Consider the following 23259-nt stretch of genomic DNA (forward strand, 5'->3'; position numbering starts at 1 on the left):
GCTCAGGCGGCCTGGGTGATCTTTCCAATCTGCGGATCGAGCCCGCCGGCGCGATAGCGACGGGCCATTTCAGGCAGCGCCACCACCTTGATCCGGGCGGCATTGCCGGCGGTGCCGAACTGCTCGAAGCGGTCGCGGCAGAGTTCGCGCAGCGCATCCATCGCGGGCTTGAGGAATTTGCGCGGATCGAACTCGCTCTTCGATTGCACAGCGACCTTGCGGAAGGCTGCGGCCATCGCGAGGCGGCAATCGGTGTCGATATTGACCTTGCGCACGCCATGCTTGATGCCGCGGACGATCTCCTCGACCGGGACGCCCCAGGTCTGCGGCATCTCGCCGCCGAACTGGTTGAACAGGTCCTGCAGCGGCTGCGGCACCGAGGACGAGCCGTGCATCACCAGATGCGTGTTCGGCAGCCGCGTGTGGATCTCCTCGACCACGCGCATCGCCAGGATCTCGCCGTCGGGTTTGCGCGTGAACTTGTAGGCGCCGTGCGAGGTGCCCATCGCGATCGCCAGCGCGTCGACCTTGGTGGCGCGGACGAAATCGACCGCCTGGTCGGGATCGGTGAGCAGCTGATCCTGGCTCAGCTTGCCTTCGACACCGTGACCGTCCTCCTGCTCGCCGCCGCCATGCTCGAGCGAGCCGAGCACGCCGAGCTCACCCTCGACCGAGGCACCGACCCAGTGCGCCATGTCGACCACCCGGCGGGTGATGTCGACATTGTAGTCATAGTCGGCCGCGGTCTTGGCGTCGGCCTTGAGCGAGCCGTCCATCATCACCGAGGTGAAGCCGTAGCGGATCGCGGTGGCACAGGTCGCCTCTTCATTGCCGTGATCGAGATGCAGGCAGAGCGGAATCTGCGGATACATCTCCTCCAGCGCGTCGATCATCTTCGCCAGCATGATGTCGTTGGCATAGGACCGCGCGCCGCGCGAGGCCTGGATGATGACCGGCGCATCGCAGCCGGCCGCCGCTTCCATGATGGCGAGGCCTTGCTCCATGTTGTTGATGTTGAAGGCCGGCACGCCGTAGCCGCGTTCGGCGGCATGGTCCAGCAATTGCCTCAATGTGATCCGCGCCATCGTGGCGTCCTCCTTTCAATTCGCTCGTTGCATGAGCTGTTTTGCTGCGGCTTTGACCGCCGCCGGCGTGATGCCGAATTCGCGGTACAGCACGTCGGCCGGCGCGGAGGCGCCGAAGCCGGTCATGCCGACGAACGCCCCGTTGTCACCGAGCCAGCGCGCCCAGTCGCCTTCGACCGCAGCTTCCACGCCGACGCGCGGTGCGCTGCCCAGTACCTGGGCGCGATAGTCGCTCGGCTGCTGGCGGAACAGGTCGAAGCACGGGGCCGAGACGACCGCGGCCTGTACCCCGTCTTCCGCCAGCAGCCTTGCGGCTTCGAGCGCGATCGCCACCTCCGAACCCGTTGCAATCAGGGTGACGTCACGCGCGAAGGCCGGCTCGACCAGGACATAGGCGCCGAGCGCGACCTGGTTGTCCTTGATATCGGTGCGAACCGTCGGCAGCGCCTGCCGCGACAGGCAGAGGATCGACGGCGAACTCTCTGCCTTCAGCGCACAATCCCAGGCTTCCGCGGTCTCGACCGCGTCGGCCGGACGGAACACCAGCACGTTCGGGATCGCGCGCAGCGCCGCCAGATGCTCGACCGGCTGATGCGTCGGCCCGTCCTCGCCGAGCCCGATCGAGTCATGAGTCATGACATGGATAACACGGATCCCCATCAGCGCCGCAAGGCGGATCGCCGGCCGGCTATAATCGGCGAAGCTCAGGAAGGTGCCGCCATAGGGAATGAAGCCGCCATGCAGCGCAATGCCGTTCATCGCCGCCGCCATGCCGTGCTCGCGGATGCCATAGTGGATGTAGCTGCCGTCGAGCGTGTCCGGTCGCACCGAGACCTGCGACTTCGCCTGCGTGAGATTGGAGTGCGTCAGATCGGCCGAGCCACCCAGCAGATTGGGCAGCGCCTCCGCGATCACGTCGATCACCTGCTGCGAGGCCTGTCGCGTGGCGAGCTTCGGTTGCTCGGTCGCAAAGCGTTCGACGAGCGCCACCATGGCCTTGGTATAGGCGCAGGGCAGTTTCCGGTTCAGCGCGTCGTGGAACGGCGACCGTTCGCCCTTGTCGGTCTTGCCGGCGGCACGCGAACGCTCGATCCAGGCGCGTCGCGCGTCGCGGCCACGGCCGCCGAGCTCGCGCCACTCGGCCAGCACCGCATCGGGGACCTCGAAGGCCGGATACGGCCAGCGCAGCGCGCTGCGGGTCTTCGCCACCTCGTCGGTGCCGAGCGGCGCACCATGCACCTTCTCGCTGCCCTGCCGGTTCGGCGCACCGAACCCGATCACGGTGCGGCAGGCGATCAGCGACGGACGATCGCTCGACCGGGCCTGCCGGATCGCCGCGGAGATCGCCTGCGGATCGTGGCCGTCGATGCGGCCGACGTTCCAGCCGCTCGCCGCAAACCGCGCCGCCTGGTCGTCCGAGCAGGACAGCGAGGTGGCGCCGTCGATCGAGATGCGGTTGTCGTCGAACAGCACGATCAGCCGGTTCAGCCGCAGATGGCCGGCGAGCGAGATCGCCTCGTGGCTGAGGCCTTCCATCAGGCAGCCATCGCCGGCGATCACATAGGTGTAGTGGTCGACGAGATCGTCGCCGAAGCGGGCGTTCATCAATCGCTCGGCGAGCGCCATGCCGACCGCAGTCGCAATGCCCTGCCCGAGCGGCCCGGTCGTGGTCTCGACGCCGGGCGTATGCCCGTATTCCGGATGTCCCGGGGTCTGCGATCCCCACTGCCGGAACGCCTTGAGCTGATCGAGCGTCATGCTCTCGTAGCCGGTGAGATAGAGCAGCGCATAGAGCAACATCGAGCCGTGGCCGGCCGACAGCACGAAGCGGTCGCGGTCGGGCCAGGCCGGATCGGCCGGGTCGAACTTCAGGAAGTCGGTGAACAGCACGGTCGCGACATCGGCCATGCCCATCGGCATGCCGGGATGGCCGGATTTCGCCTGCTCCACCGCGTCGATGGCGAGGAAGCGGATGGCATTGGCCATCTCGTCATGGCTGACGTCGGGGCGGCTCGCAACGGACGCAAGTGCGGTCGTCATATCGTTCGCCTCTTTCGTTCGATCAGTTGCAGGATCAGCGGGGTCAGGATCAGCTGCATCGCGAGATCGAGCTTGGCGCCGTGCACCACGATCGAATTGGCGCGCGACATGAAGCTGTTCGGGATCATCGAGAGCAGATAGGGAAAATCGATGCCGCGCGGGTTCTTCAGGCGGATCACGACCATCGATTCGTCAGGGGTCGGGATCCAGCGCGCGATGAACGGGTTCGACGTATCGACCGTCGGCACGCGCTGGAAGTTGATGTCGGTCTCGGTGAATTGCGGGCAGATGTAATTCACGTAGTCCGGCATGCGGCGCAGGATGGTGTCGGTCACCGCCTCGGTGGAGTAGCCGCGATGGCTGCGATCGCGATGCAGCTTCTGGATCCATTCGAGGTTGATCACCGGCACGACGCCGATCTTGAGGTCGGCGTGCTGCGCGACATTGACCTTGTCGGTGACCACGGCGCCATGCAGGCCCTCGTAGAACAGCAGGTCGGAATTCTCCGGCAGCGCCTCCCAGGCGGTGAAGGTGCCGGGCTTGGCGCCGTAGAGCCGCGCTTCCTCCTCGTCGTGCACGTAGTGCCGTGTCGTTCCGGTGCCGGTCTCGGCATAGTCGCTGAACAGCTTCTCCAGCTCCTCGAACAGATTGGTCTCGGGGCTGAAATGGCTGAAGTGCTTGTTGCCGTGCTCGGCCCGCTCCGCCATCAGGCTGCGCATCTCGGTGCGGTCGTAGCGGTGGAAGGCGTCGCCCTCGATATAGGCCGCGATCACGTTCTCGCGGCGGAAGATGTTCTCGAACGTCTTCTTCACCGAGGTGGTGCCGGCGCCGGAGGAGCCGGTGATCGAGATGATGGGATGCCTGCGAGACATACGTTCCCCCTTCAGCGGAACAGGCCGCGCCGCGCGAACAGCGGGGCATCGCTGCTCTCGAACAACGGCTCGACGGTCAGGTGGATCGCATCGACGTCGCGCACGGCGCGCGTCGATCCCATGATAAGCGGCACACGTTGATGCGGCGTGCGTGCCGACAATTCGAGGATGCGGGAGCGGCCATTCGACGCGGCGCCGCCGGCCCATTCCATGATCAGTGCGATGGGATGCGCCTCGTAGAGCAGGCGCAGCCGGCCTTCGCGATAGCCCTGGCGCGCATCCGCCGGATAGAGGAACACGCCGCCGCGCATCAGGATGCGGTAGGCTTCCGCCACCAGCGAGCCGATCCAGCGCATGTTGTAGTCCTGCCCAAGTTCGCCATTCACCCCGGCGAGGCAGTCGTCGATGTAGTTGCGCACCGGGCCGCTCCAGTGCCGCCGGTTCGAGGCATTGATGGCGAATTCCGAGGCGTCCTGCGGCACCCGCAGGTCACGTGCCGTCAGGACGAACTCGCCGCTGCGCGGATCCAGCGTGAAGCAGTCGACACACTGGTCGAGTGCCAGCACCAGCACGGTCTGCGGACCGTAGATGAAGCAGCCGGCGGCGCATTGCGCCGTGCCGGGCTCGAAGAAGGTCGAGAGAACGTCGTTGCCCTTCGGCCGGATCGAGAAGATCGTGCCGATCGAGATGTTGTTTTCGAGATTGGCCGATCCATCGAGCGGATCGATCGCGACGCAAAGCGGCGCATCGGGATCGAGCGTCTCCGGCAGTTCGGCCTCCTCCGACAGCACCGCGGCGACCGGCGCCGTGCGCAGCGCGTCGCGCATCAGGCCGTCCGCGACGATGTCGATGGTCTTCTGGCGATCGCCGTCGGGATTGACGCCGCCGCTGTCGCCGCCGATGCCGGCGAGCGGCCCGGCGGCAATGGTGCGCGACAGCTCGATTGCGGCCGCCGCAAGCGCTTCGATCACCGCCACGGTCGCGGCGCGCAGCGGGTTATGCCGCGTCGGCCACTCCAGATGGGCATGCAATGCAGGACGAATCTCCACCGGCCTCTCCCTATGATCGCGCCCTCTGTCCCGAGGCTTCGAGAGGCGACCTCAGAGAGTCGCCCTCGCCGTATCAACGCGCGAATTGCCCAATTAGGGAAATTTTATTATCTTTGGTCCGGGCAAAGTATTTCTTATGGAGCTTGTGAGATATGGCCGGCAACTTCTCGCGGGACCTGACCATCCGCCAGCTGCGCGCGCTATCGACCCTGCACGAGGCCGGCTCGATCACCTCGGCGGCGAACCGGCTGAACCTGACCCAGCCGGCGGTGACCCTGCAGCTCCGCAATTTGCAGGCGCTCGCGGGATTGCCGCTGATCCAGCGCACCGGCGACGGCATGGCGCTGACCGATGCCGGCGCGCATGTGCTCACACTGGTGGAGCGGATCGAGGCGGCGCTGAAGGATTGCGAGCAATCGCTCGACATGATCGCAGGCCGCAGCGGCGGCCGCGTTGCGATGGGCGCGGTCTCGACCGCGAAATACTTCGTGCCGTTCGCGATCGCGGCGTTCTCGCGCCGCTTTCCCAAGATCGAGGTCACGCTGCGGATCGGCAACCGCGAGGAGATCCGCGACGCGCTGCGCGGCTACGATCTCGACATCGCGGTGATGGGCCGGCCGCCGGCCGATGTCGAGGTCGAGATGAAGCCGCTCGGCCGGCATCCGCACTTCATCATCGCAGCGCCCGACCATCGGCTGGCGCGGCGCCGGCACATCGCCCCGTCCGAGCTCGCCAACGAGACCTTCATCACCCGCGAGCAAGGGTCAGGCACGCGGATGCTGATGCAGCAATATTTCGAGCGGGTCGGACTGGAGCCGAAGCTCGGCATGGCGATGGACAGCAACGAGACCATCAAGCAGGCCGTGATGGCCGGGCTCGGCATCGCCTTCATCTCGCAGCACACCGTGTTCCATGAGCTGGAGGACGGCCGGCTGGTGGTGCTCAAGGTGAAGGGCCTGCCGATCGTCCGGCAATGGCACGCGATCCGGCGCACCGACAAGATCCTGCTGCCGCCGGCACAGGCCATGCTGGAATTCCTCGGCAAGGAGGGCTGGCGTTATCTGCCCAATTCACGCTAGCGCCGCACCATCGACCGATCGAAAAAATCGAATTGGCGCCGTATGTTAACCATTGAAGTTCCAGCAGACGCGTGTCACATCTTGAGCGCGGTCAGTGGCGGACCGTATCCCTGCGAGGGAGGATGAACTGCAAAACCAGTCCCCGCCGATGCCTGACTTCAAGGCGTTATTCGAGGCGGCGCCCGGCCTCTATCTGGTGCTGACGCAGCCCGACTTCCGCATCGTGGCAGTAAGCGACGCCTATCTGCGCGCCACCAGGACCGAGCGCGCTGCGATCCTTGGACGCGGGTTGTTCGAAGTATTTCCCGACAATCCGGACGATCCGGCCGCCGACGGCGTGCGGAACCTGCGCGCCTCACTCGAGCGCGTGGTCCAGTTTCGCCGTCCCGACACCATGACGGTGCAGAAATACGACATCCGCAAGCCCGAATCGGAGGGCGGCGGATTCGAGGAGCGCTTCTGGAGCCCGCGCAATACGCCGGTGTTCGGGCCGACCGGACAGTTCACCTACATCATCCATCGGGTCGAGGACGTCACCAGCTTCATTCAGCTGAAGCAGCGCGGCGCCGAGCAGGCCGAACTGACCGACCGGCTGCGCGAGCGCACCGAGCAGATGGAAGCCGAGATCTTCATGCGCGCGCGCGAGGTCGAGGCCGCCCGCGAGCAGCTCGAAGCCGAGCAGAAGCTGCGCCAAGTGCAGAAGATGGAAGCTGTCGGCCACCTCACCGGCGGCATCGCGCACGACTTCAACAACATCCTGACCGTCATCACCGGCCTGATCGACATCCTCGCCGAGGCCGTCGAGCACGATGCCGCGCTGTCGTCGGTCACCAAGATGATCAGCGATGCGGCCTTTCGCGGCGCCGAGGTGACCAAGCATCTGCTGGCGTTCTCGCGGCAGCAGCCGCTGCAACCGCGCGAAGCCGATCTCAACACGCTGGTGCAGGACACCGCGCGGCTGCTGCGCCCCTCGCTCGGCGAGCAGATCGAGATCGATACCGCGCTCGAGCCCGACGCCTGGCCGGCCTTCATCGACCCCAACCACATGGCGACCGCGCTGCTCAATCTCGCCGTAAATGCCCGCGATGCGATGCCCGACGGCGGCAAGCTGATGCTGGAGACCAGCAACGTCATCCTCGACGAGGTCTATGCCGCCGCCAATCCCGATGTGCGGGCGGGTGAATATGTGATGGTCGCGGTCAGCGACACCGGCGGCGGAATCCCGGCAGCGATCCGCGACAAGGTGTTCGAGCCGTTCTTCACCACCAAGGACACCGGCAAGGGCACCGGGCTCGGGCTCAGCATGGTCTACGGCTTCATCAAGCAGTCCGACGGCCATCTCAAGATCTATTCCGAGGAGGGCCACGGCACCTCGATCAAGCTCTATCTGCCGCGCAGCATGGGCGACATGGTCGACGTCGAGCCGCCGCCTGCGGTCGACACCCGCGGCGGCCATGAATCCATCCTGGTCGTCGAGGACGATCCGCTGGTCCGCAACTATGTTAGCGCCCAGCTCGAGCAGCTCGGCTACCGCACCATGGTCACCGCCAACGGCCCGGAAGCTCTGGCGGCCGTCGACAAGGGCTTCGTCTGCGACGTGCTGTTCACCGACGTCATTATGTCCGGCGGCATGAACGGCCGGCAGGTCGCCGATGCCGTGATAGCCAGGCTCCCCTCGGTGCGCGTGCTGTTCACTTCGGGCTATACCGAGGACGCGATCATCCATCACGGCCGTCTCGACCCCGACGTGACGCTGTTGCCGAAGCCTTATCGCAAAGCCGATCTGGCGCGGATGATCCGCCAGGTGCTGACCCAGCCTCCCGCCTCGGCGGTCGCGGCCAAGTAAGCGGTCCGCTCCGACATCACGCGTCTCCGCGCGGTTGTTTGCTCCGGTCGGCCGGCGCGGCACATCCGGACAGGAAGAGAGCCGCGCAGGCTTTGGCGCGCGCCTCCATCTCGCTGTGCAGCGGCGCGGGCTTGTGCCCGAACATCACGTCGCGCTGCGGCTTGAACACGAGCATGCCGAGCAGCATGCCTGCGGCCGCCTCGACATCATCGAGCACGATCCGCCCTCGCCGCTGCTGCACGCCGAGCCAGCTCGCCAGCGCGGCGATCGACCGCTGCATGGCCTTCTCGTAGAACGTCTCGGCGATGTCGGGGAATTTGTCGCTGTCGGCGAGGATGATGCGCTGAAGCGCGATGACCTCGGCATCGAGGATGAGTTCGGCGCAGGCCAGCAGCGCCCGCTCCAGGGCCGCGGCGATATCGCGGCCATCGCAGGCGCCGAGATTGACGCTGGATATGAAGCGGTCCATCCGGTCCGTCACCATGCCTTCGAACAGCGCCAGCTTGGTCGGGATCAACCGGTAGAGCGTCTTGGTGGAGACGCCGGCGCGGCAGGCGACGTCGGCGATATTGGCCGCGGCAAACCCGCGCTCGGAGAACTCGCGGCGCGCGGCCTCATAGATCAGCGCGCGCGTCTCGTCGTCGGAGCGAAGCTGCGGCCGCCCGCGGCCGCGCCGCTCCGGTGCGGCCTGCTCTGTCTGGTTCTTGTCATTCCGGTTCATCCGCGAGCCATGCTTTTAGATGATGACTGTCATTCTATTGACAGTCCCAATATGGGCTCTATTTTGGAAAACATCAAGTTTCCTAATTACCCCCGTGACCGAATGCCGAGATTGGCAAGGTTTCCAAAGGGATAGAACGGATCAGGAGCGCCGCCATGAGCCAGCATGAGACATCATTCAAGGCCGAGAGCCAGGTTCCGGCCGAGACCGCCAAGCAGTTGATCGCCACCCCCGAAGCCGCAAAACCTCCTGCCGCCAAGGGCACGCTCCGCCGCCTGCTGCTTGCCGGCGCAGCGCTTGCCGTCCTCGCGGGCGGCGCCTGGTACGGCTGGGACTACTGGACGGTCGGCCGCTTCCAGATCTCGACCGACGACGCCTATGTGAAGGCGGACAACACGACGATCGCGCCGAAGGTTTCCGGCTATCTCAGCGCGGTGCTGGTCGGCGACAACGAGCATGTGCGCGCCGGCCAGATCCTGGCGCGGATCGACGAACGCGATTTCAAGGTCGCGCTGGATCAGGCCAAGGCCGACGTCGCCGCCGCGGGCGCTGCGATCACCAGCAAGCGCGCGCAGCTCGACGTGCAGCAATCCGTGATCGAAGCGGCCCGCGCGACGCTGGCGGTCGACACCGCGAACCAGACTTTTGCCGAGCAGGAGAACAAGCGCTACACCGATCTCGCCGGCACCGGCTTCGGCAGCGTGCAGAACGCGCAGCAGGCGCAGTCACGCTACGCCAGCGCACAGGCCGCCGTCGCCCGCGATACCGCAAATCTCGCCTCCGCGCTGCGTCAGGTCGAGCTGCTCAAGGCCGACATTGCCCAGGCCATCGCGGCGCAGGCGCGCGCCACCGCGCTCCAGCATCAGGCCGAGTTGAACCTCGGCTACACCACCATCACGGCCCCGATCGACGGCGTGGTCGGCAACCGCACCTTGCGCACGGGCCAGTTCGTGCAGGCCGGCACGCAGCTGATGTCGCTGGTGCCGGCCACCGGCGCCTATGTGATCGCGAATTACAAGGAGACGCAGCTCACCAATGTCCGCAAGGGCCAGCCGGTCGAGATTGCGGTCGACATGTTCCCGGGACAGGTGGTGCGCGGCCATGTCGACAGCCTGGCGCCCGCCAGCGGCCAGGAATTCGCGCTGCTGCCGCCTGATAATGCCACCGGCAATTTCACCAAGGTGGTGCAGCGCATCCCGGTGAAGATCGCGCTCGACGCGACGCCGGTCGAGTTGCGGCCCGGCATGTCTGTCATCCCGAGCATCGCGACCGCATCGCAACCGGTCGAGGCGCCGCGCTCCAGCGCCTCTCCCAAGCTCGCAGTCGCCTCGTTCAAGTAAACGATACCAAAACAGGTGATGTCATGTCCGACCTCGCGCTCTCCTCCCCGGCCGCTGCGCCGCGCGCAGCGGCCGTCACAGCTGATCCCAACCGGGCCAGCATGGCCGTCTGGATCTCCATCGTCGCCGCGATGATCGGCGCCTTCATGGCGATCCTCAACATCCAGATCACCAACGCTTCGCTGCTCAACATCGAGGGTGGTATCGGAACCGGCGTCGACAACGGCTCCTGGATCTCGACGTCCTATCTGATCGGCGAGATCGTGGTGATCCCGCTGACCGACTATCTCAGCCGGGTGTTCTCGTTCCGCAAGATCATCATCGGCTTCGCCACCCTGTTCGCAGCATTCTCCGTCGCCTGTGCCTTCACCCATGACCTGCCGTCGATGATCGCGATGCGCGGCCTGCAGGGCTTCTTCGGCGGCGTACTGATCCCGATGGCGTTCACGCTGGTCTTCACCAAGCTGCCGAAGGTGCAACAGCCGGTCGGGCTTGCGATGTTCGCGCTTGCCGTGACCTTTGCGCCGGCGATCGGTCCGACCATCGGCGGCTATCTCACCGAGAATTACGGCTGGCAGACCATCTTCTTCGTCAACGTGGTCCCGACCGCGGTCATGGTCATCACCCTTTATTTCACGTTGGAACGGCAGCCGATGCAGCTGCAGTTGCTGCGCGAGGGCGACTGGCTCGGCATTATCACCATGGCGATCGGCCTCTCGTCATTGCAGGCCGTGCTCGAGGAAGGCAACAAGGACGACTGGTTCGGCTCGCCCTTCATCGTCAAGCTCGCGGTCATCGCAGCCGTCAGCCTCACTCTGTTCGTCTGGATCGAGCTCGTCGTGGAGAAGCCGCTGATCCGGCTGCGCCTGTTGACCCAGCGCAGCTTCGGCTTCGGCACCATCTCGGCGGTGTTCGTCGGCTTCGCGCTGTTCGGCTCCGTCTATCTGCTGCCGGCCTATCTCGGCCAGGTGCAGCGCTACAATGCCGAGCAGATCGGCCAGGTGCTGGCCTGGACCGGCTTGCCGCAGCTGATCCTGATCCCGCTGGTGCCGAAGCTGATGCAGCGCTTCGATGCCCGCTACATCGCCTTCACCGGCATGATCCTGTTTGCGGTCTCGTCGTTCATGAACATCCAGATGTCGCTGGATTATTCCGGCGATCAGTTCTTCGTCCCGAACATCGTCCGCGCGGTCGGCCAGGCGATCATGCTGGCGCCGCTGTCGGCCGTGAGCCTGGGCAGCGTCGCACCGCAGGATGCGCCCGCGGCCTCCGGCATCTCGAACATGATGCGCAACCTCGGCGGCGCGATCGGCACCGCCCTGCTCTCGACCATCGTCACCAAGCGCGAGCAGTTCCACTCCAACATCATCGGCCAGTCGGTCGACCTCGGCCGCGAGGAAGTGCGCACCCGGATCGCCGAGGTCACCAACTACTTCCTGAGCCACGGCATCTCCGATCCGGCGACCGCGCACAACCAGGCGATCGTGGCGCTCGGCAATATCGTCAAGCGGCAGGCGCTCGTGCTGGGCTTCAGCGACACCTTCGCCGTGATCGGCATCGTGCTGGTGTTCGCCGCGATCGCGATCCTGTTGACCGGAAAGCCGAAGAATGTGGCCGGCGGCGCCGGCGCACATTGACCCATTTTGCTTTCGTCGGGGCGACGGCCAGCGGCCGTCGCCTTCAGCTTGCCTCGCGCAGCCTGAAGCGCTGGATCTTTCCGGTCTGGGTCTTCGGCAGCGTCTCGACGAAAGCGATCGCGCGGGGATATTTGTAAGGCGCGATCGTCGCCTTGACGTGATCCTGCAACAGCTTGACCTCGGCATCGTCGTTGCGCGCGCCCTGCTTCAGCACGATGAACGCCGAGACGATCTGCCCGCGCTCCTCGTCGGGCGCGCCGACCACGGCGCATTCGGCGACATCGGGATGTCCGAGCAGCGCCGCCTCGACCTCGGGACCGGCAATGTTGTAGCCCGCCGAGATGATCATGTCGTCGGCGCGCGCCACGAAGGACAGCCGGCCGTTCTCGTCGCTGACAAAGGCATCGCCGGTGATATTCCAGCCGTCGCGGACATATTTGGTCTGCCGGGAGTCCGCGAGATAGCGGCAGCCGGTCGGGCCGCGAACCGCGAGCTTGCCGACCTGCCCCGGCGGCAGCTCGTTCATGTCCTCGTCGACGATCTTCGCCTGGTAGCCGGCAACAGGTGTGCCGGTGGTGCCGCCGACAGCGCTGCCCACGCGGTTGGTGATGAAGATATGCAGCAGCTCGGTGCTGCCGATGCCGTCGAGGATCGGCTTGCCGGTCTTCCTGGTCCAGCTCTCGAACACCGGTGCCGGCAGCGTCTCGCCGGCCGAGACCGCGAGCCGCAGCGACGACAGATCGGCTCCCTTGTCCATCGCGGCCATCATCGCCCGATAGGCGGTCGGCGCGGTGAAGCAGATGGTCGCCTTGTAGGTCTCGATGATCCGGATCATCTCGCTCGGTGCCGCGTTCTCCAGCAGCGTTGCCGTGGCGCCGAAGCGCAGCGGAAAGATCGCAAGCCCGCCGAGGCCGAAGGTGAAGGCCAGCGGTGGCGAGCCGACGAACACATCGTCCGGCGTCACCTTCAGCACTTCCCGCGCATAGCCGTCCGCGACGATCAGGAGATCGCGGTGGAAATGCATGGTCGCCTTGGGTTCGCCCGTGGTGCCCGACGTGAAGCCGAGCAGCGCGACGTCGTCGCGGCCGGTCTTCACCGCATCGAACTTGACCGGCTTGTTCAGCGCGATCCGGTCGAGCTCGGCGTCGTGGTTCTGCGTGCCGTCGAAATTGACCACCTGCTTGAGGAATTTGCTGGTCTTGGCGCAGGCCACCAACTCGTCCGCGATCCGGCTGTCGGTCAGCGCCAGCGCAATCTCGGCCTTGTCGACGATCTTGGCGAGTTCGCCCGCGCGCAGCATCGGCATGGTGTTGACGACGACGGCGCCGGCCTTGGTCGCCGCGAGCCAGGCCGCAACCAGCGCCGGATTGTTGCCGGAGCGGATCAGCACGCGATTGCCGGGCTTGACCCCGTAATTCTCCACCAGCGCATGCGCGAGGCGGTTCGACCAGTCGGTCAGTTCCTTGTAGGTGCGCTGACGGCCATTGCCGATCAGCGCGATGCGATCGCCCATCCCCTGCTCGACGATGCGGTCGGTCAGCTCCACAGCGGCGTTGAGATAGTCGGGATAGTTGAACTCCGGCCGGTCGAGCAGCAGCTGCGGCCATTGCTCCGATGGCGGCAGGTTGCGCCGCGCGAAATCGTCGACATGCCCGGATGGGCCGAGCCCGGGAAATTCACCTGACATTCGATTGCCCCTCGCTTTCCATCCAGAAAGGCCAAAGACCAACATCGTATCGAGGACGCCCGGCAGCGTTCCAAGCGCCAATCATTTTATACTTAAAATAATTCGGCGCAAGGGTGGAGAATAGCTGCGATCCCCTGGAATCTCAGATTTGTGTAAGCTGCTTCAGTCGCGCCACCATCTCCGACTCCGGGTCGGCGAGCGGCGCGATCGCGGTGAAATGATTGGCGTCGGGCACAATGCCGAACCGCGTCGTCACGCCTGCTCCGCCCCAGGCATCGACGATGGTCCGGCTCTGGCGGTGATATTCTGCGCTCTCGGCGCCGCCGACCACGGCATCGAGCGTCGCGCCGGGAGGAGCTTTCCAGAGCAGCGGGCTCACCGCCCTTGCTGCGTCGCGGTCAAGGCCGAGCGCCTTATTGATGGAGGTGCCGACCAGCGGCTCGAGCTCGAACAGGCCGGAGATCGCGTAAGCAGCCCTGACCAGATCGTTCGGCAGCGTCGCATCATAGGCCGGCCAATCGGTCGCCAGCATGCATGCGGCAAGATGTCCGCCGGCGGAGTGCCCCGACACGACCAGCGGCCGGCGGAGTTTTGCAAGTTCACGGCACGCCGCGCGCATCTCGCCGATGATGTCGGCGACCGAGACATTGGGGCAAAGATCGTAGCTCGGCACCGCGACGCCGATGCCGTGGCCGTTGAGGCCGCGCGCGCAGTGGCTCGACGACGAGCCGTCGAGCGCCTGCCAGTAGCCGCCATGGATGAAGACCACGAGCGGCCCGTCGCCATTGTCCTCGAACAGATCGATGACGTTGCGGCTGCCCGGGCCATAGCTCAGCCGCCGCGGCGGATGCTGCTCGCGATAGGCCGCGGAGTCCCTCGCCCAGCCGGCCATCAGCGCCGGGTTTTCCGGCACCCGGGCCCGGTTGTTGTATTCGACCTCGTAATCGATCCCGCTCACGGCTTAAGCAGTCCTTGCCTTGGCGGAGCGCTGGGCCGAGCCCTTGGCCTTGGCGAGCAGCCGCATCAATTCGCGGATGTCCTTCGGCGACAAGTCGCCGAAAATATCGGCGATCCATTTCTCGTGCTCGGCCGCCATCTTGCGGAATTCGGCCCGTCCAAGCTTTGTGAGCCGGATGAATTGCACGCGGCGATCGGTCTCCGAGGTGCGGCGGTCGAGATGGCCTGACTCAACCAGACGCTCGACCAGCCCGGTGACGTTGCCGTTGGAGACCATCATCCGCTTCGAGAGGTCCGACAGCGTCATGCCGTCGGACACCTTGTCGAGCTGCGCCATCAGGTCGAAGCGCGGCAGCGTGACGTCGAACTTCTCGCGCAACTGGCTGCGCACCTCGCCTTCAATCAGCGTGGTGCAGGTCAAGAGCCGCAGCCACAGCCTGAGCTCGGTGCCGTGATCGTCTGGCAGTTCGACGGCTTTGGTTTCGGAATCGAGGATCATGCGGCGATCGTGCCTCCGCGGCGGGTTCCGGCCGGACCGGTTGTTTTGAGCTTCAAGCAATTCGCGACGCGCCGCAAGGACAATTGCGAATCTTGCCTGAACTCCCGGCGCGATCCCGCAATTTCTTTAAACTTCAAGCAATTGGCGCGGCGCTTGCATGTTGCGCTACTGGTAACCTGACGCAATGTCACATCGCTTGCGGCGGTCGCGCGCGTCAGACTAAGCTGAGGCCAAATAAAGCGGGCCGAGGCATCGGGCCGGCGGTTTGGGGGAGAAACATGAAACATCTGACGAAGCTCGTGGGATTGGCGGCGCTGCTCGGTATTGCGGCGACCCCGGCATCCGCACAGGAGAAGATCAAGATCGGCGTGCTGGTCACGACCTCCGGCCCTGCCGCGGCTCTCGGCCAGCAGGTTCGTGACGGCTTTGCCCTCGCCGTGAAAGATCTCGGCGGCAAGATGGCCGGCCGCGAGGTCGAGATCGTCAACGCCGATGACGAGCTGAAGCCCGACGCTGCCGTGGTCAAGGTGCGCGGCCTGCTCGAGCGCGACAAGGTCGATTTCGTGGTCGGCCCGATCTTCTCCAACATCCTGCTCGCGATCCATCGCCCGGTCACCGACAGCAAGACCTTCCTGATCAGCCCGAATGCCGGCCCCTCCAGCTACGCCGGCAAGGAGTGCAATCCGTTCTTCTATGTGACGTCTTATCAGAACGACCAGGTGCACGAGATCCTCGGCAAGGTGGCGCAGGACCGCGGCTACAAGCGCGTCTACCTGCTGGTGCCGAATTATCAGGCCGGCCGCGACTCGGTCGCCGGCTTCAAGCTCGACTACAAGGGCGAAATCACGGAGGAATCCTACACGCCGCTGAATACGCTGGATTTCCAGCCGGAGCTGTCCAAGATCGCCGCCCAGAAGCCGGACGCGCTGTTCACCTTCATGCCGGGCGGCATGGGCGTGAACCTCGTCAAGCAGTACAAGCAGGCCGGCGCCACCGTGCCGGTGCTGTCCGCCTTCACCGTCGACGAATCTACCCTGCCCGCGCAGCAGGACGCCGCGGTCGGCATGTTCGGCGGCGCCAACTGGGCGCCCAACCTCGATAATCCGCAGAGCAAGAAATTCGTCGCGGCCTATGAGGCGGCCTATAACGGCGTACCCGGCACCTATGCCATGCAGGCCTATGACGCGGCGCTGTTGATCGACAGCGCGGTCAAGGCCGTGAAGGGCGACCTCTCCAACAAGGACGCGGTCGCCGCCGCACTGAAGAAGGCCGACTTCACCTCGCTGCGCGGTAACTTCAAGTTCAACAACAACGGCTATCCGATCCAGGATTTCTACCTCACCAAGGTCGCCAAGCGGCCGGACGGCAAATTCCAGACCGAGATCGTCGAAAAGGTGTTTTCGAACTACGGCGACCGTTACGCCAAGGACTGCGCCGCCAAGTAAATCACAGGAGAAACGACAGCCATGAAAGACGAGATCGCCGGCATCACCCGCGCCAATGAGGGCATGCAGGGTATTTCCTGGAGCATCCTCGGCCAGACCTACGTGCCGAAGAGCCGCACCGAGCATTCCTTCTCCTGGCACGCCACTTTCCCGCCGGGCACCTTCGTGCCGCCGCATATCCATCCCGACCAGGACGAGTATCTCTACATCCTCGAGGGCAAGCTCGACTTCATGCTCGACGGCGCCGATGAATCCGCCACGCCTGGCGATCTGGTGCGGCTGCCGATGGGCAAGCCGCACGGCATCTTCAACAAGTCGGCGCAGCCGGCCAAGACGCTGTTCTGGGTGTCGCCGACGCGGAGGCTCTACGACCTGTTCTGGGCGATCCACAACATGAAGGAGCAGAACCCGGACGACGTGGTGCGGCTCGCCGCCGAGCACAACATCCACTTCCTGCCGCCGCCTCCGGCGTAACGAAGGCGCCGGCCTCACTCCGTCATCCTGAGGAGCGCGAAGCGGCGTCTCGAAGGATGCACGGCCCGCCGGTGGCCGTCGACCCTTCGAGACGCGCTTCGCGCTCCTCAGGGTGACGGGTCAATCTTCGTCATTGCGAGCGCAGCGAAGCAATCCATCGCGCGGCACACGCGGAAGCATGGATTGCTTCGTCGCTACCGCTCCTCGCAATGACGGCGGTGAAAGCTTCACATCCTCTCAGGGTGATGGATCGGACGTTGCCGCTCACCACGAGGGGTGGCAGCTCCTGCTCCGAGGCTGCTCTCGTTCCGGCGTCCCTACTGCCGAGCCACCACGCGCGCGGCAAAGCCAGCTCCTCTCCGTCATCCTGAGGAGCCGCGAAGCGGCGTCTCGAAGGATGCACGGCCCCGCCGGTGGCCGTCGACCCTTCGAGATGCGCTTCGCGCTCATCAGGGTGACGGGTTGGACATTGCCTCCTCACTACGAAGAGTAGCAGTCGCTGCTCCGAGGCTGCTCGTTCCGGCGTCCCTACTGCCGCGCCACCACGCGCGCGGCGAAGCCGGCCTTAGCGGCGTAGCCGCGCACGATCGCCTCGCGCGCTTCGTAATTGAGGATGGTGTCGACATCGGTGAAGCCCTGCGGCGCGAGCTGCTCGACGGCGTCGATCACGCCCTCCGGCCCGCCGCGTCGATTGGAGGCGACGATGTCGGCGGTCATCGGCAGCCGCTGCCGCTCATAGGCCGCCAGCGCCTGGCGCGGATGCTCCGATCGCGCCAGCATGTCGGCAAGGCAGCGCGCATCGAGAATGGCCTGCGAGGCGCCGTTCGAGCCCACCGGATACATCGGATGCGCGGCATCGCCAAGCAGCGTGACCCGGCCGCTCGACCAATAGGGCAAGGGATCGCGGTCGCAGCACGGATACTCCCAGAACTCCGGCGTTGCGTTGATCAGGCCGGCGAAGTCGACCTGCGGAATCGTGAAACCGGTGACATAGGGCATCATCTCGTCGCGCCGGCCGAGATTGGACCAGCCTTCGCGGCGCGGCGGCGGCGAGGTGCCGTCACCGATCCGCACCAGCACCGCCCAGTTGGTGAGACGGCTCGCCGGGCTCGAACCCGGTGCGATCGGATAGATCACGGCCTTGGCGTTCAGCCCGCCGGCGATGATCATCGAACGTCCGGTCAGGAACGCCGGCCAGTCGGTGGCGCCGCGCCACAGCATCAGCCCGTTCCAGCACGGCCCGCCCTCGTCCGGAAACAGCGTTTGCCGCACCTTGGAATGGATGCCGTCGGCGCCGATCAGGATATCGCCGCGCGCCGTGTGCACATGCGCCCCGCTGCGATCGAAGAAATACGCCGAGACGCCGCCCTCGTCCTGCGTGAAGGAGCCGAGCCGACAGCCGGTGCGGATCGCGTCGGTGCCGAGCCGCTCGATCACCGCTTGATGGATCACGCCTTGCAGGCGGCCACGATGGATCGAAAATTGCGGCACCTCGTGGCCGGCATCGAGGCCGCGCTTCTCGTGCCAGACCTGCTGGCCATGCCGCGTCAGATAGAACAGCTCAAAGGTGCGGATCGCGACCTCGTCGAGCTTGTCGAGCAGACCGAGTCCTGCCAGCTCGCGGATCGCATGCGGCAGCGTGTTGATGCCGACGCCGAGTTCGCGGATCGTCTCCGACTGCTCGTACAGCTCGCAAGCAATGCCGCGCGAGCGCAGCATCAACGCAGTGGTGAGGCCTCCGATTCCGCCTCCGACGATAATCGCCTTCATCGTCCCTTACTCCACTCACAACAGGACGTTTTACGCTTGGCCTAGGGTCGCATGGCCCGTTGCCCGGCCGCAAGCGGGTTTGTGGCCTTGCCCCTCGGTTGAGCCGTGTCGGTTCGCCTTAGGATTAACATCGGCTCAGCGGATTCCTTTCTTTCCCCGTCACCCTGAGGAGCCGCGCTTGCGCGGCGTCTCGAAGGGTCGACGGCCACCACCCGGGCCGTGCATCCTTCGAGACGCGCGTTCCGCGCTCCTCAGGATGACGGGTTTGGCAATCGCGGCGCTCTCATCAATCCGGCACCACCGCAATTGCCTGGATTTCCACCTTGGCGCGGTCCTCGATCAGGCCGGCAACCTGGATCGCGGTCATCGCCGGAAAGCGCCGGCCGATCACGTCGCGATAGACCGTGCCGATCTCCTTCAGCCGCGCGGAATATTCCTTGCGGTCGAGCAGAAACCAGGTCATCGACACGATGTGCTCCGGCCCGGCGCCGCCGGCGGCGGCAACCGCGACGATGTTGCGCAGGGTCTGGCCGATCTGCGCCACGAGATCGTCGGTCTCGAACACGCATTGTCCGTTCCAGCCGATCTGGCCGGCGATAAAGATCTGTTTGCCGCGCGCGGCCATGCCGTTGGCGTAGCCGATCGGCTTCGACCACCCTTCCGGTTGCAGGATCTCGATCATCTCAATTGCCCTCGAAGGCGGGTTTCCGCTTGGCGGCGAAGGCCTCGAAGGCGCGGCGGAAATCGCCGGTCACCATGCAGATCGCCTGCGCCTGCGCTTCGGACTCGATCATCTCGTCGACGCCCATCGCCCATTCCTGGTTGAACATCGTTTTCGTCACGCCATGCGCGAACCACGGCCCGTCCGCAAGCGAGCGCGCCAATTCCTGCGCGGCGGCGGCAAGCTCCGCCGGCGGCACCAGGCGGTTGTGGAAGCCCCACGCAAAACCTTCGTCGGCGCTCATCGCGCGGCCCGTATAGAGCAGATCGGCGGCATGGCCCTGCCCGATCACCCGCGGCAACAATCCGCAGGCGCCCATGTCTGCGCCGGCAAGGCCGACGCGGGTGAACAGGAAGGCGGTCTTGGCCTGGGGCGTCGCCAGCCGCAGGTCGGATGCCAGCGCCAGCATTGCGCCCGCGCCGGCGCAGATGCCGTCGATCGCGGCGACGATGATCTGCGGACATTTGCGCATCGCGCGCACCACCTCGCCGGTCATCCGGGTGAAGGCGAGCAGGTCCGGCATCGCCATCCGTGTCAACGGCTCGATGATCTCGAACACGTCGCCGCCGGAGCAGAAATTGCCCTCGGCGCCGGTCAGCACGATGGCGCGGACATCGGAGGCATATTTGAGGTTGGTGAAGAGGTCGCGCAGCTCCTCGTAGGACTCGAAGGTCAGCGGGTTCTTCTTGTCCGGCCGGTTCAGCGTGATGGTCGCAACGCGACCGCTCGCGTCCGTCGACCAGCGGAAGTGCTTTGCGGGATAATCCCTGAACGGACGGAGCTTTGCTTTCATCTCGGACATGATGGCTTCCTTCACCCGGTAAAGACTTCGCCGCCGGCAACCGCGACGGCTTGTCCGTTGATTGACGATGCGCCCTCGGAGGCAAGCCAGAGGATGCTGTCGGCGACCTCTTCCGGCGTCACCAGCCGCTGCATCGGATTGACTTTGGCGAGCGCGGCGCGGGCTTCCTGTTCACTGCGCCCGGTCTTGGCGACGATATTGGCGGCGGCGTCCGCCACCAGCGGCGTGTCGGTGTAACCTGGGCAGACCGCATTCACGGTGACGCCGCGCCGGGCATATTCCAGCGCCAGCGAGCGCGTCAGCCCGATGACGCCGTGCTTGGCGGCGACATAGGCCGAGACATAGGCATAGCCGGTGAGACCCGCGGTCGAGGCCACGTTGATCACCCGGCCGCGGCCGCGCTGCGCCATTCCGGGCAGCACGGCCTGCGTCACCAGGAACACGCTGGAGAGATTGCTCGCCAGCATGTCGGCCCACAGCGCCGCGCTGGTCTTGTCGAACGGCGCGCTGCCGGCCTTGCCGGCATTGTTGACGAGGATATCGATCGGGCCGGCCTGGGCCTCGATCTGCGCGACACCTTTGGCCACAGCAGATTCATCCGTCACGTCGAGCGAAACGGCGGCACCGGCCTGCTGGCCGAGCGATGCGGCCGTCGCCTTCAGTGCATCGATCCGGCGTCCGGCGATGCTGACGCGCACGCCGGCTTTTGCCAGCGCGATCGCCGTCGCGGCGCCGATGCCGGAACCGGCACCGGTGACCAGCGCATGGGCGTTGGGCCAGAACCGTGTCATGCCTTGCCTCCCGCTGCGGCGCGTTCGAGATTGGCCTCGTATTGCGCCTTGCCCGACAGATATTGTTTCGGCCAGGCGACTTGCTTGACGCCGATCTTGGCGGCCTCATGCAGCGTCCAGGCCGGATCGGCGAGATGCGGCCGGGCGATGGCGCAGAGATCGGCGCGGCCGGCGGCGATGATCGAGTTGGCGTGGTCCGCCTCCGAGATCGCGCCGACCGCGATGGTGGCGATGCCGACCTCGTTGCGGATCTTGTCGGCGAACGGCGTCTGATAGAGCCGGCCATAGACCGGATGGTCGTCGGCCCAGACCTGCCCCGAGGAGCAATCGATCAGGTCGGCGCCGGCTGCCTTGAACAGCTTTGCGAAAGCCAGCGCATCCTCGGGCGTGTTGCCGCCCTCGGCCCAGTCGTGACAGGACAGGCGCACCGACATCGGCTTGTCCTCAGGCCACACCGCACGGACGGCGCGGAACACTTCCAGCGGATAACGCGCCCGGTTCTCGATCGATCCGCCATAGTCGTCGCTGCGGCGGTTGGTCAGCGGCGACAGGAAACTCGACAGCAGATAGCCGTGGGCGCAGTGCAGCTCCAGAATGTCGAAACCCGCACTCGCGGCGCGCATCGCCGCCGCGACGAACTGCTCGCGCACCTCGTCCATCTCGGCGCGGCTCATTGGCTCCGGGATCTGGCCGTCGGGCAGATATGGCACTGACGAGGCCGACACCAGCGGCCAGTTGTGGTCGGGCAAGGGCTCGTCCATGCCCTCCCAGGCGACGCGGGTCGAGCCCTTGCGGCCGGCGTGGCCGAGCTGGATGCCGATCTTCGCATTTGAATTACGATGCACGAAGTCGACGATGCGCTTGTAGGCGGCCGCCTGCTCCTCGTTCCACAGGCCGCAGCAGCCGGGTGTGATCCGGGCCTCCGGCGAGACGCAGGTCATTTCGGTGAACAACAGGCCGGCGCCGCCGAGCGCGCGGGAGCCGAAATGCACCAGATGGAAATCGTTCGGAACGCCCTCCTCGGCCGAATACATCGCCATCGGCGAGACGATGATCCGGTTGTGCAGCGACAGGCCGCGGATGTGGAACGGCGTCAGCATCGGCGGCGTGACGCGGTCGTTGGTGGCGGGCACGCCATTGCGCTCCGCGAACCAGCGCTCGTAGCCTTCGAGCCAGGTCTTGTCGCGCAGCCTTAGGTTCTCGTGGCTGATGCGCTGCGAGCGGGTCAGCAGCGAATACATGAACTGCTCGGGCTCCAGCGTGTCGGCATAGCGCGAGCCGACCACCTCGAACCACTCCATGGCGTTGCGTGCGGCATTCTGGATCCGCGCCACGTCGACCCGGCGCAGCTCCTCGTAAGCCTTCAGCACGCCGGGAATACTGTCCTTGGTCGCGCCGTGGATCTTGAACTGGTTGGTGAGCTCGATCGCATCCTCCAGCGCCAGCTTGGTGCCCGAGCCGATCGCGAAATGCGCGGTGTGGGCGGCATCGCCCATCAGCACGACATGGCTATTGCCGTTGAACGTGGTCCACTTGCCGCAGATCAGCCGCGGGAATGACAGCCAGGCCGAGCCGCGCAGATGCCGCGCGTTGGAGACCAGATGATGCCCCTCGAGGACTTCACTGAACACGTTCTCGCAGAACGCGATGGAATCGCCCTGCTCCATCCTGTCGAGGCCGTGGGCGAGATACGCCTCCTCGGTGGTCTCGACGATGAAGGTCGCCGCGCCCTCCTCGAACTTGTAGATATGCGCCTGGAACCAGCCGTGCTCGGTCTTGCGGAAGTCGAAGGTGAAGGCGTCGAAGGGCCGGTTGGTGCCGAGCCAAATGTAGCGGTTCGGCCGCATCAGCATATCGGGCTGGAACCCCTCGACGTACTTGGCGCGGATCTTCGAGTTGACGCCGTCGCACGCCACGATCAGGTCCGCATCAGGGAATTCGAGATCGGAATTCACCTCGCGCTCGAAGATCAGTTCGACCCCGAGCTCCTCGGCCCGCGCTTGCAGGATGTTGAGCAGCCGCTTGCGGCCGATGCCCACGAAGCCGTGTCCGGTGGTGCGCATGCGGCGGCCCTTGATCAGGACCTCGATGTCGTCCCAATGGTTGAAGGCCTGCTCGATCGTGTCTGATGTGACCGGATCCCATTTGCGCATGTTGTCCATGGTCGCATCCGAGAACACCACGCCGAAGCCGAACGTGTCGTAGGGCCGGTTGCGCTCGACCACGGAAATCACGTGGGTGGGGTCCAGCATCTTCATCAGGATGCCGAAATAAAGCCCGGCCGGCCCGCCTCCAATGCACACGATCCGCATGGCGTTCTCCCGTTGGCTTCGGCGGCCGGGCAGGCATCCTCCCTTCGGCCGATACGGCATATTATTTTATACTTAAAATAATTGTCAAGGGCGGGATGGGCCGCGCCCCCAGCTGTCGTCCCTGCCTAGTGC

At 65.5% G+C, this 23259-nt stretch carries 19 protein-coding genes; 6 read left to right on the forward strand and 13 right to left on the reverse strand.

The features are described 5' to 3' along the window. Positions 1-2 precede the first annotated feature (2 nt). The 4 genes from fba to ACVINW_RS35910 are packed head-to-tail and all read right to left on the reverse strand — an operon-like array spanning position 3 to position 5040. Entirely contained in the window at positions 3-1085 is a 1083-nt protein-coding gene (gene fba, locus ACVINW_RS35895; protein ID WP_456755656.1) for a class II fructose-bisphosphate aldolase, read from the reverse strand. A gap of 15 nt (positions 1086-1100) precedes the next feature. Beyond that, positions 1101-3125 (reverse strand): transketolase, encoded by a 2025-nt coding sequence (gene tkt / locus ACVINW_RS35900; protein WP_456755657.1) that lies wholly within the window; start codon positions 3123-3125, stop codon positions 1101-1103. Continuing rightward, positions 3122-3997 carry a phosphoribulokinase gene (locus ACVINW_RS35905; RefSeq protein ID WP_456755658.1) on the reverse strand — a complete coding sequence of 292 codons (876 nt, stop codon included), beginning with the start codon at positions 3995-3997 and terminating at the stop codon, positions 3122-3124. Before ACVINW_RS35905 ends, tkt begins: the two co-directional genes overlap by 4 nt. Positions 3998-4008: 11 nt before the next feature. Continuing rightward, entirely contained in the window at positions 4009-5040 is a 1032-nt protein-coding gene (locus ACVINW_RS35910; RefSeq protein ID WP_456756577.1) for a class 1 fructose-bisphosphatase, read from the reverse strand. A 158-nt stretch (positions 5041-5198) separates the two neighbouring features. On the opposite strand from ACVINW_RS35910, the gene ACVINW_RS35915 reads away from it, so the two are divergent. Together ACVINW_RS35915 and ACVINW_RS35920 are read left to right on the forward strand one after the other, a co-directional pair. Then, the gene (locus ACVINW_RS35915) at positions 5199-6125 is read left to right on the forward strand and encodes a LysR family transcriptional regulator (RefSeq protein WP_456755659.1); all 927 of its coding nucleotides are present in this window, start codon (positions 5199-5201) and stop codon (positions 6123-6125) included. A gap of 148 nt (positions 6126-6273) precedes the next feature. Next, positions 6274-7971: an ATP-binding protein gene (locus ACVINW_RS35920; protein ID WP_456755660.1), complete on the forward strand. Its 1698-nt coding sequence runs from the start codon at positions 6274-6276 to the stop codon at positions 7969-7971. 16 nt (positions 7972-7987) lie between these two features. Here ACVINW_RS35920 and ACVINW_RS35925 read toward each other — a convergent pair whose 3' ends face one another. After that, positions 7988-8692, reverse strand: a complete 705-nt coding sequence (locus tag ACVINW_RS35925) for a TetR/AcrR family transcriptional regulator (RefSeq protein ID WP_456755661.1) — start codon at positions 8690-8692, stop codon at positions 7988-7990. 155 nt (positions 8693-8847) lie between these two features. Between ACVINW_RS35925 and ACVINW_RS35930 the strand changes: the two genes are divergently transcribed. Further along, positions 8848-10032, forward strand: a complete 1185-nt coding sequence (locus tag ACVINW_RS35930) for an HlyD family secretion protein (RefSeq protein WP_456755662.1) — start codon at positions 8848-8850, stop codon at positions 10030-10032. Positions 10033-10055: 23 nt separating this feature from the next. Then, positions 10056-11669, forward strand: coding sequence for a DHA2 family efflux MFS transporter permease subunit (locus ACVINW_RS35935; protein WP_456755663.1), 1614 nt, complete (start codon positions 10056-10058; stop codon positions 11667-11669). 43 nt (positions 11670-11712) lie between these two features. Here ACVINW_RS35935 and ACVINW_RS35940 read toward each other — a convergent pair whose 3' ends face one another. From ACVINW_RS35940 to ACVINW_RS35950, 3 genes are all read right to left on the reverse strand, one after another. Beyond that, positions 11713-13356, reverse strand: coding sequence for a benzoate-CoA ligase family protein (locus tag ACVINW_RS35940; protein ID WP_456755664.1), 1644 nt, complete (start codon positions 13354-13356; stop codon positions 11713-11715). A gap of 142 nt (positions 13357-13498) precedes the next feature. Further along, a complete protein-coding gene (locus tag ACVINW_RS35945; protein ID WP_456755665.1) occupies positions 13499-14314 on the reverse strand; it encodes an alpha/beta hydrolase in 816 nt (271 codons plus the stop codon). Positions 14315-14317: 3 nt separating this feature from the next. Next, entirely contained in the window at positions 14318-14812 is a 495-nt protein-coding gene (locus tag ACVINW_RS35950) for a MarR family winged helix-turn-helix transcriptional regulator (protein WP_029080721.1), read from the reverse strand. A gap of 278 nt (positions 14813-15090) precedes the next feature. Between ACVINW_RS35950 and ACVINW_RS35955 the strand changes: the two genes are divergently transcribed. Together ACVINW_RS35955 and ACVINW_RS35960 are read left to right on the forward strand one after the other, a co-directional pair. Then, complete coding sequence (locus ACVINW_RS35955) at positions 15091-16257, forward strand: ABC transporter substrate-binding protein (RefSeq protein WP_456755666.1); 1167 nt, start codon at positions 15091-15093, stop codon at positions 16255-16257. A gap of 21 nt (positions 16258-16278) precedes the next feature. Next, a complete protein-coding gene (locus ACVINW_RS35960; protein WP_456755667.1) occupies positions 16279-16731 on the forward strand; it encodes a cupin domain-containing protein in 453 nt (150 codons plus the stop codon). A gap of 528 nt (positions 16732-17259) precedes the next feature. On the opposite strand, the gene ACVINW_RS35965 is transcribed toward ACVINW_RS35960, so the two are convergent. From ACVINW_RS35965 to ACVINW_RS35985, 5 genes are all read right to left on the reverse strand, one after another. Further along, positions 17260-18501 carry a flavin-dependent oxidoreductase gene (locus ACVINW_RS35965; RefSeq protein WP_456755668.1) on the reverse strand — a complete coding sequence of 414 codons (1242 nt, stop codon included), beginning with the start codon at positions 18499-18501 and terminating at the stop codon, positions 17260-17262. Between the two features lie 286 nt (positions 18502-18787). Beyond that, positions 18788-19183, reverse strand: a complete 396-nt coding sequence (locus ACVINW_RS35970) for a RidA family protein (RefSeq protein ID WP_456755669.1) — start codon at positions 19181-19183, stop codon at positions 18788-18790. 1 nt (position 19184) lies between these two features. Continuing rightward, positions 19185-20024, reverse strand: a complete 840-nt coding sequence (locus tag ACVINW_RS35975) for an enoyl-CoA hydratase family protein (RefSeq protein ID WP_456755670.1) — start codon at positions 20022-20024, stop codon at positions 19185-19187. A gap of 11 nt (positions 20025-20035) precedes the next feature. Continuing rightward, a complete protein-coding gene (locus tag ACVINW_RS35980) occupies positions 20036-20815 on the reverse strand; it encodes an SDR family NAD(P)-dependent oxidoreductase (RefSeq protein ID WP_456755671.1) in 780 nt (259 codons plus the stop codon). Beyond that, on the reverse strand, positions 20812-23127 hold the full coding sequence (locus ACVINW_RS35985; RefSeq protein ID WP_456755672.1) for a bifunctional salicylyl-CoA 5-hydroxylase/oxidoreductase: 2316 nt from the start codon (positions 23125-23127) through the stop codon (positions 20812-20814). Before ACVINW_RS35985 ends, ACVINW_RS35980 begins: the two co-directional genes overlap by 4 nt. Between the last annotated feature and the right edge of the window lie 132 nt (positions 23128-23259).

The organism is Bradyrhizobium sp. USDA 4461 (genome assembly GCF_054055655.1).

Bases quoted from the DNA above. Each gene is read 5' to 3' on its own strand.
- ACVINW_RS35985 (WP_456755672.1), bottom strand. From the start codon at position 23,127: ATGCGGATCGTGTGCATTGGAGGCGGGCCGGCCGGGCTTTATTTCGGC.
- ACVINW_RS35970 (WP_456755669.1), bottom strand. From the start codon at position 19,183: ATGATCGAGATCCTGCAACCGGAAGGGTGGTCGAAGCCGATCGGCTAC.
- ACVINW_RS35920 (WP_456755660.1), top strand. From the start codon at position 6,274: ATGCCTGACTTCAAGGCGTTATTCGAGGCGGCGCCCGGCCTCTATCTG.
- ACVINW_RS35930 (WP_456755662.1), top strand. From the start codon at position 8,848: ATGAGCCAGCATGAGACATCATTCAAGGCCGAGAGCCAGGTTCCGGCC.
- ACVINW_RS35925 (WP_456755661.1), bottom strand. From the start codon at position 8,692: ATGAACCGGAATGACAAGAACCAGACAGAGCAGGCCGCACCGGAGCGG.
- ACVINW_RS35950 (WP_029080721.1), bottom strand. From the start codon at position 14,812: ATGATCCTCGATTCCGAAACCAAAGCCGTCGAACTGCCAGACGATCAC.
- ACVINW_RS35975 (WP_456755670.1), bottom strand. From the start codon at position 20,024: ATGTCCGAGATGAAAGCAAAGCTCCGTCCGTTCAGGGATTATCCCGCA.
- ACVINW_RS35980 (WP_456755671.1), bottom strand. From the start codon at position 20,815: ATGACACGGTTCTGGCCCAACGCCCATGCGCTGGTCACCGGTGCCGGT.
- ACVINW_RS35905 (WP_456755658.1), bottom strand. From the start codon at position 3,997: ATGTCTCGCAGGCATCCCATCATCTCGATCACCGGCTCCTCCGGCGCC.
- ACVINW_RS35940 (WP_456755664.1), bottom strand. From the start codon at position 13,356: ATGTCAGGTGAATTTCCCGGGCTCGGCCCATCCGGGCATGTCGACGAT.
- ACVINW_RS35960 (WP_456755667.1), top strand. From the start codon at position 16,279: ATGAAAGACGAGATCGCCGGCATCACCCGCGCCAATGAGGGCATGCAG.
- ACVINW_RS35935 (WP_456755663.1), top strand. From the start codon at position 10,056: ATGTCCGACCTCGCGCTCTCCTCCCCGGCCGCTGCGCCGCGCGCAGCG.
- fba (WP_456755656.1), bottom strand. From the start codon at position 1,085: ATGGCGCGGATCACATTGAGGCAATTGCTGGACCATGCCGCCGAACGC.
- ACVINW_RS35915 (WP_456755659.1), top strand. From the start codon at position 5,199: ATGGCCGGCAACTTCTCGCGGGACCTGACCATCCGCCAGCTGCGCGCG.
- tkt (WP_456755657.1), bottom strand. From the start codon at position 3,125: ATGACGACCGCACTTGCGTCCGTTGCGAGCCGCCCCGACGTCAGCCAT.
- ACVINW_RS35955 (WP_456755666.1), top strand. From the start codon at position 15,091: ATGAAACATCTGACGAAGCTCGTGGGATTGGCGGCGCTGCTCGGTATT.
- ACVINW_RS35965 (WP_456755668.1), bottom strand. From the start codon at position 18,501: ATGAAGGCGATTATCGTCGGAGGCGGAATCGGAGGCCTCACCACTGCG.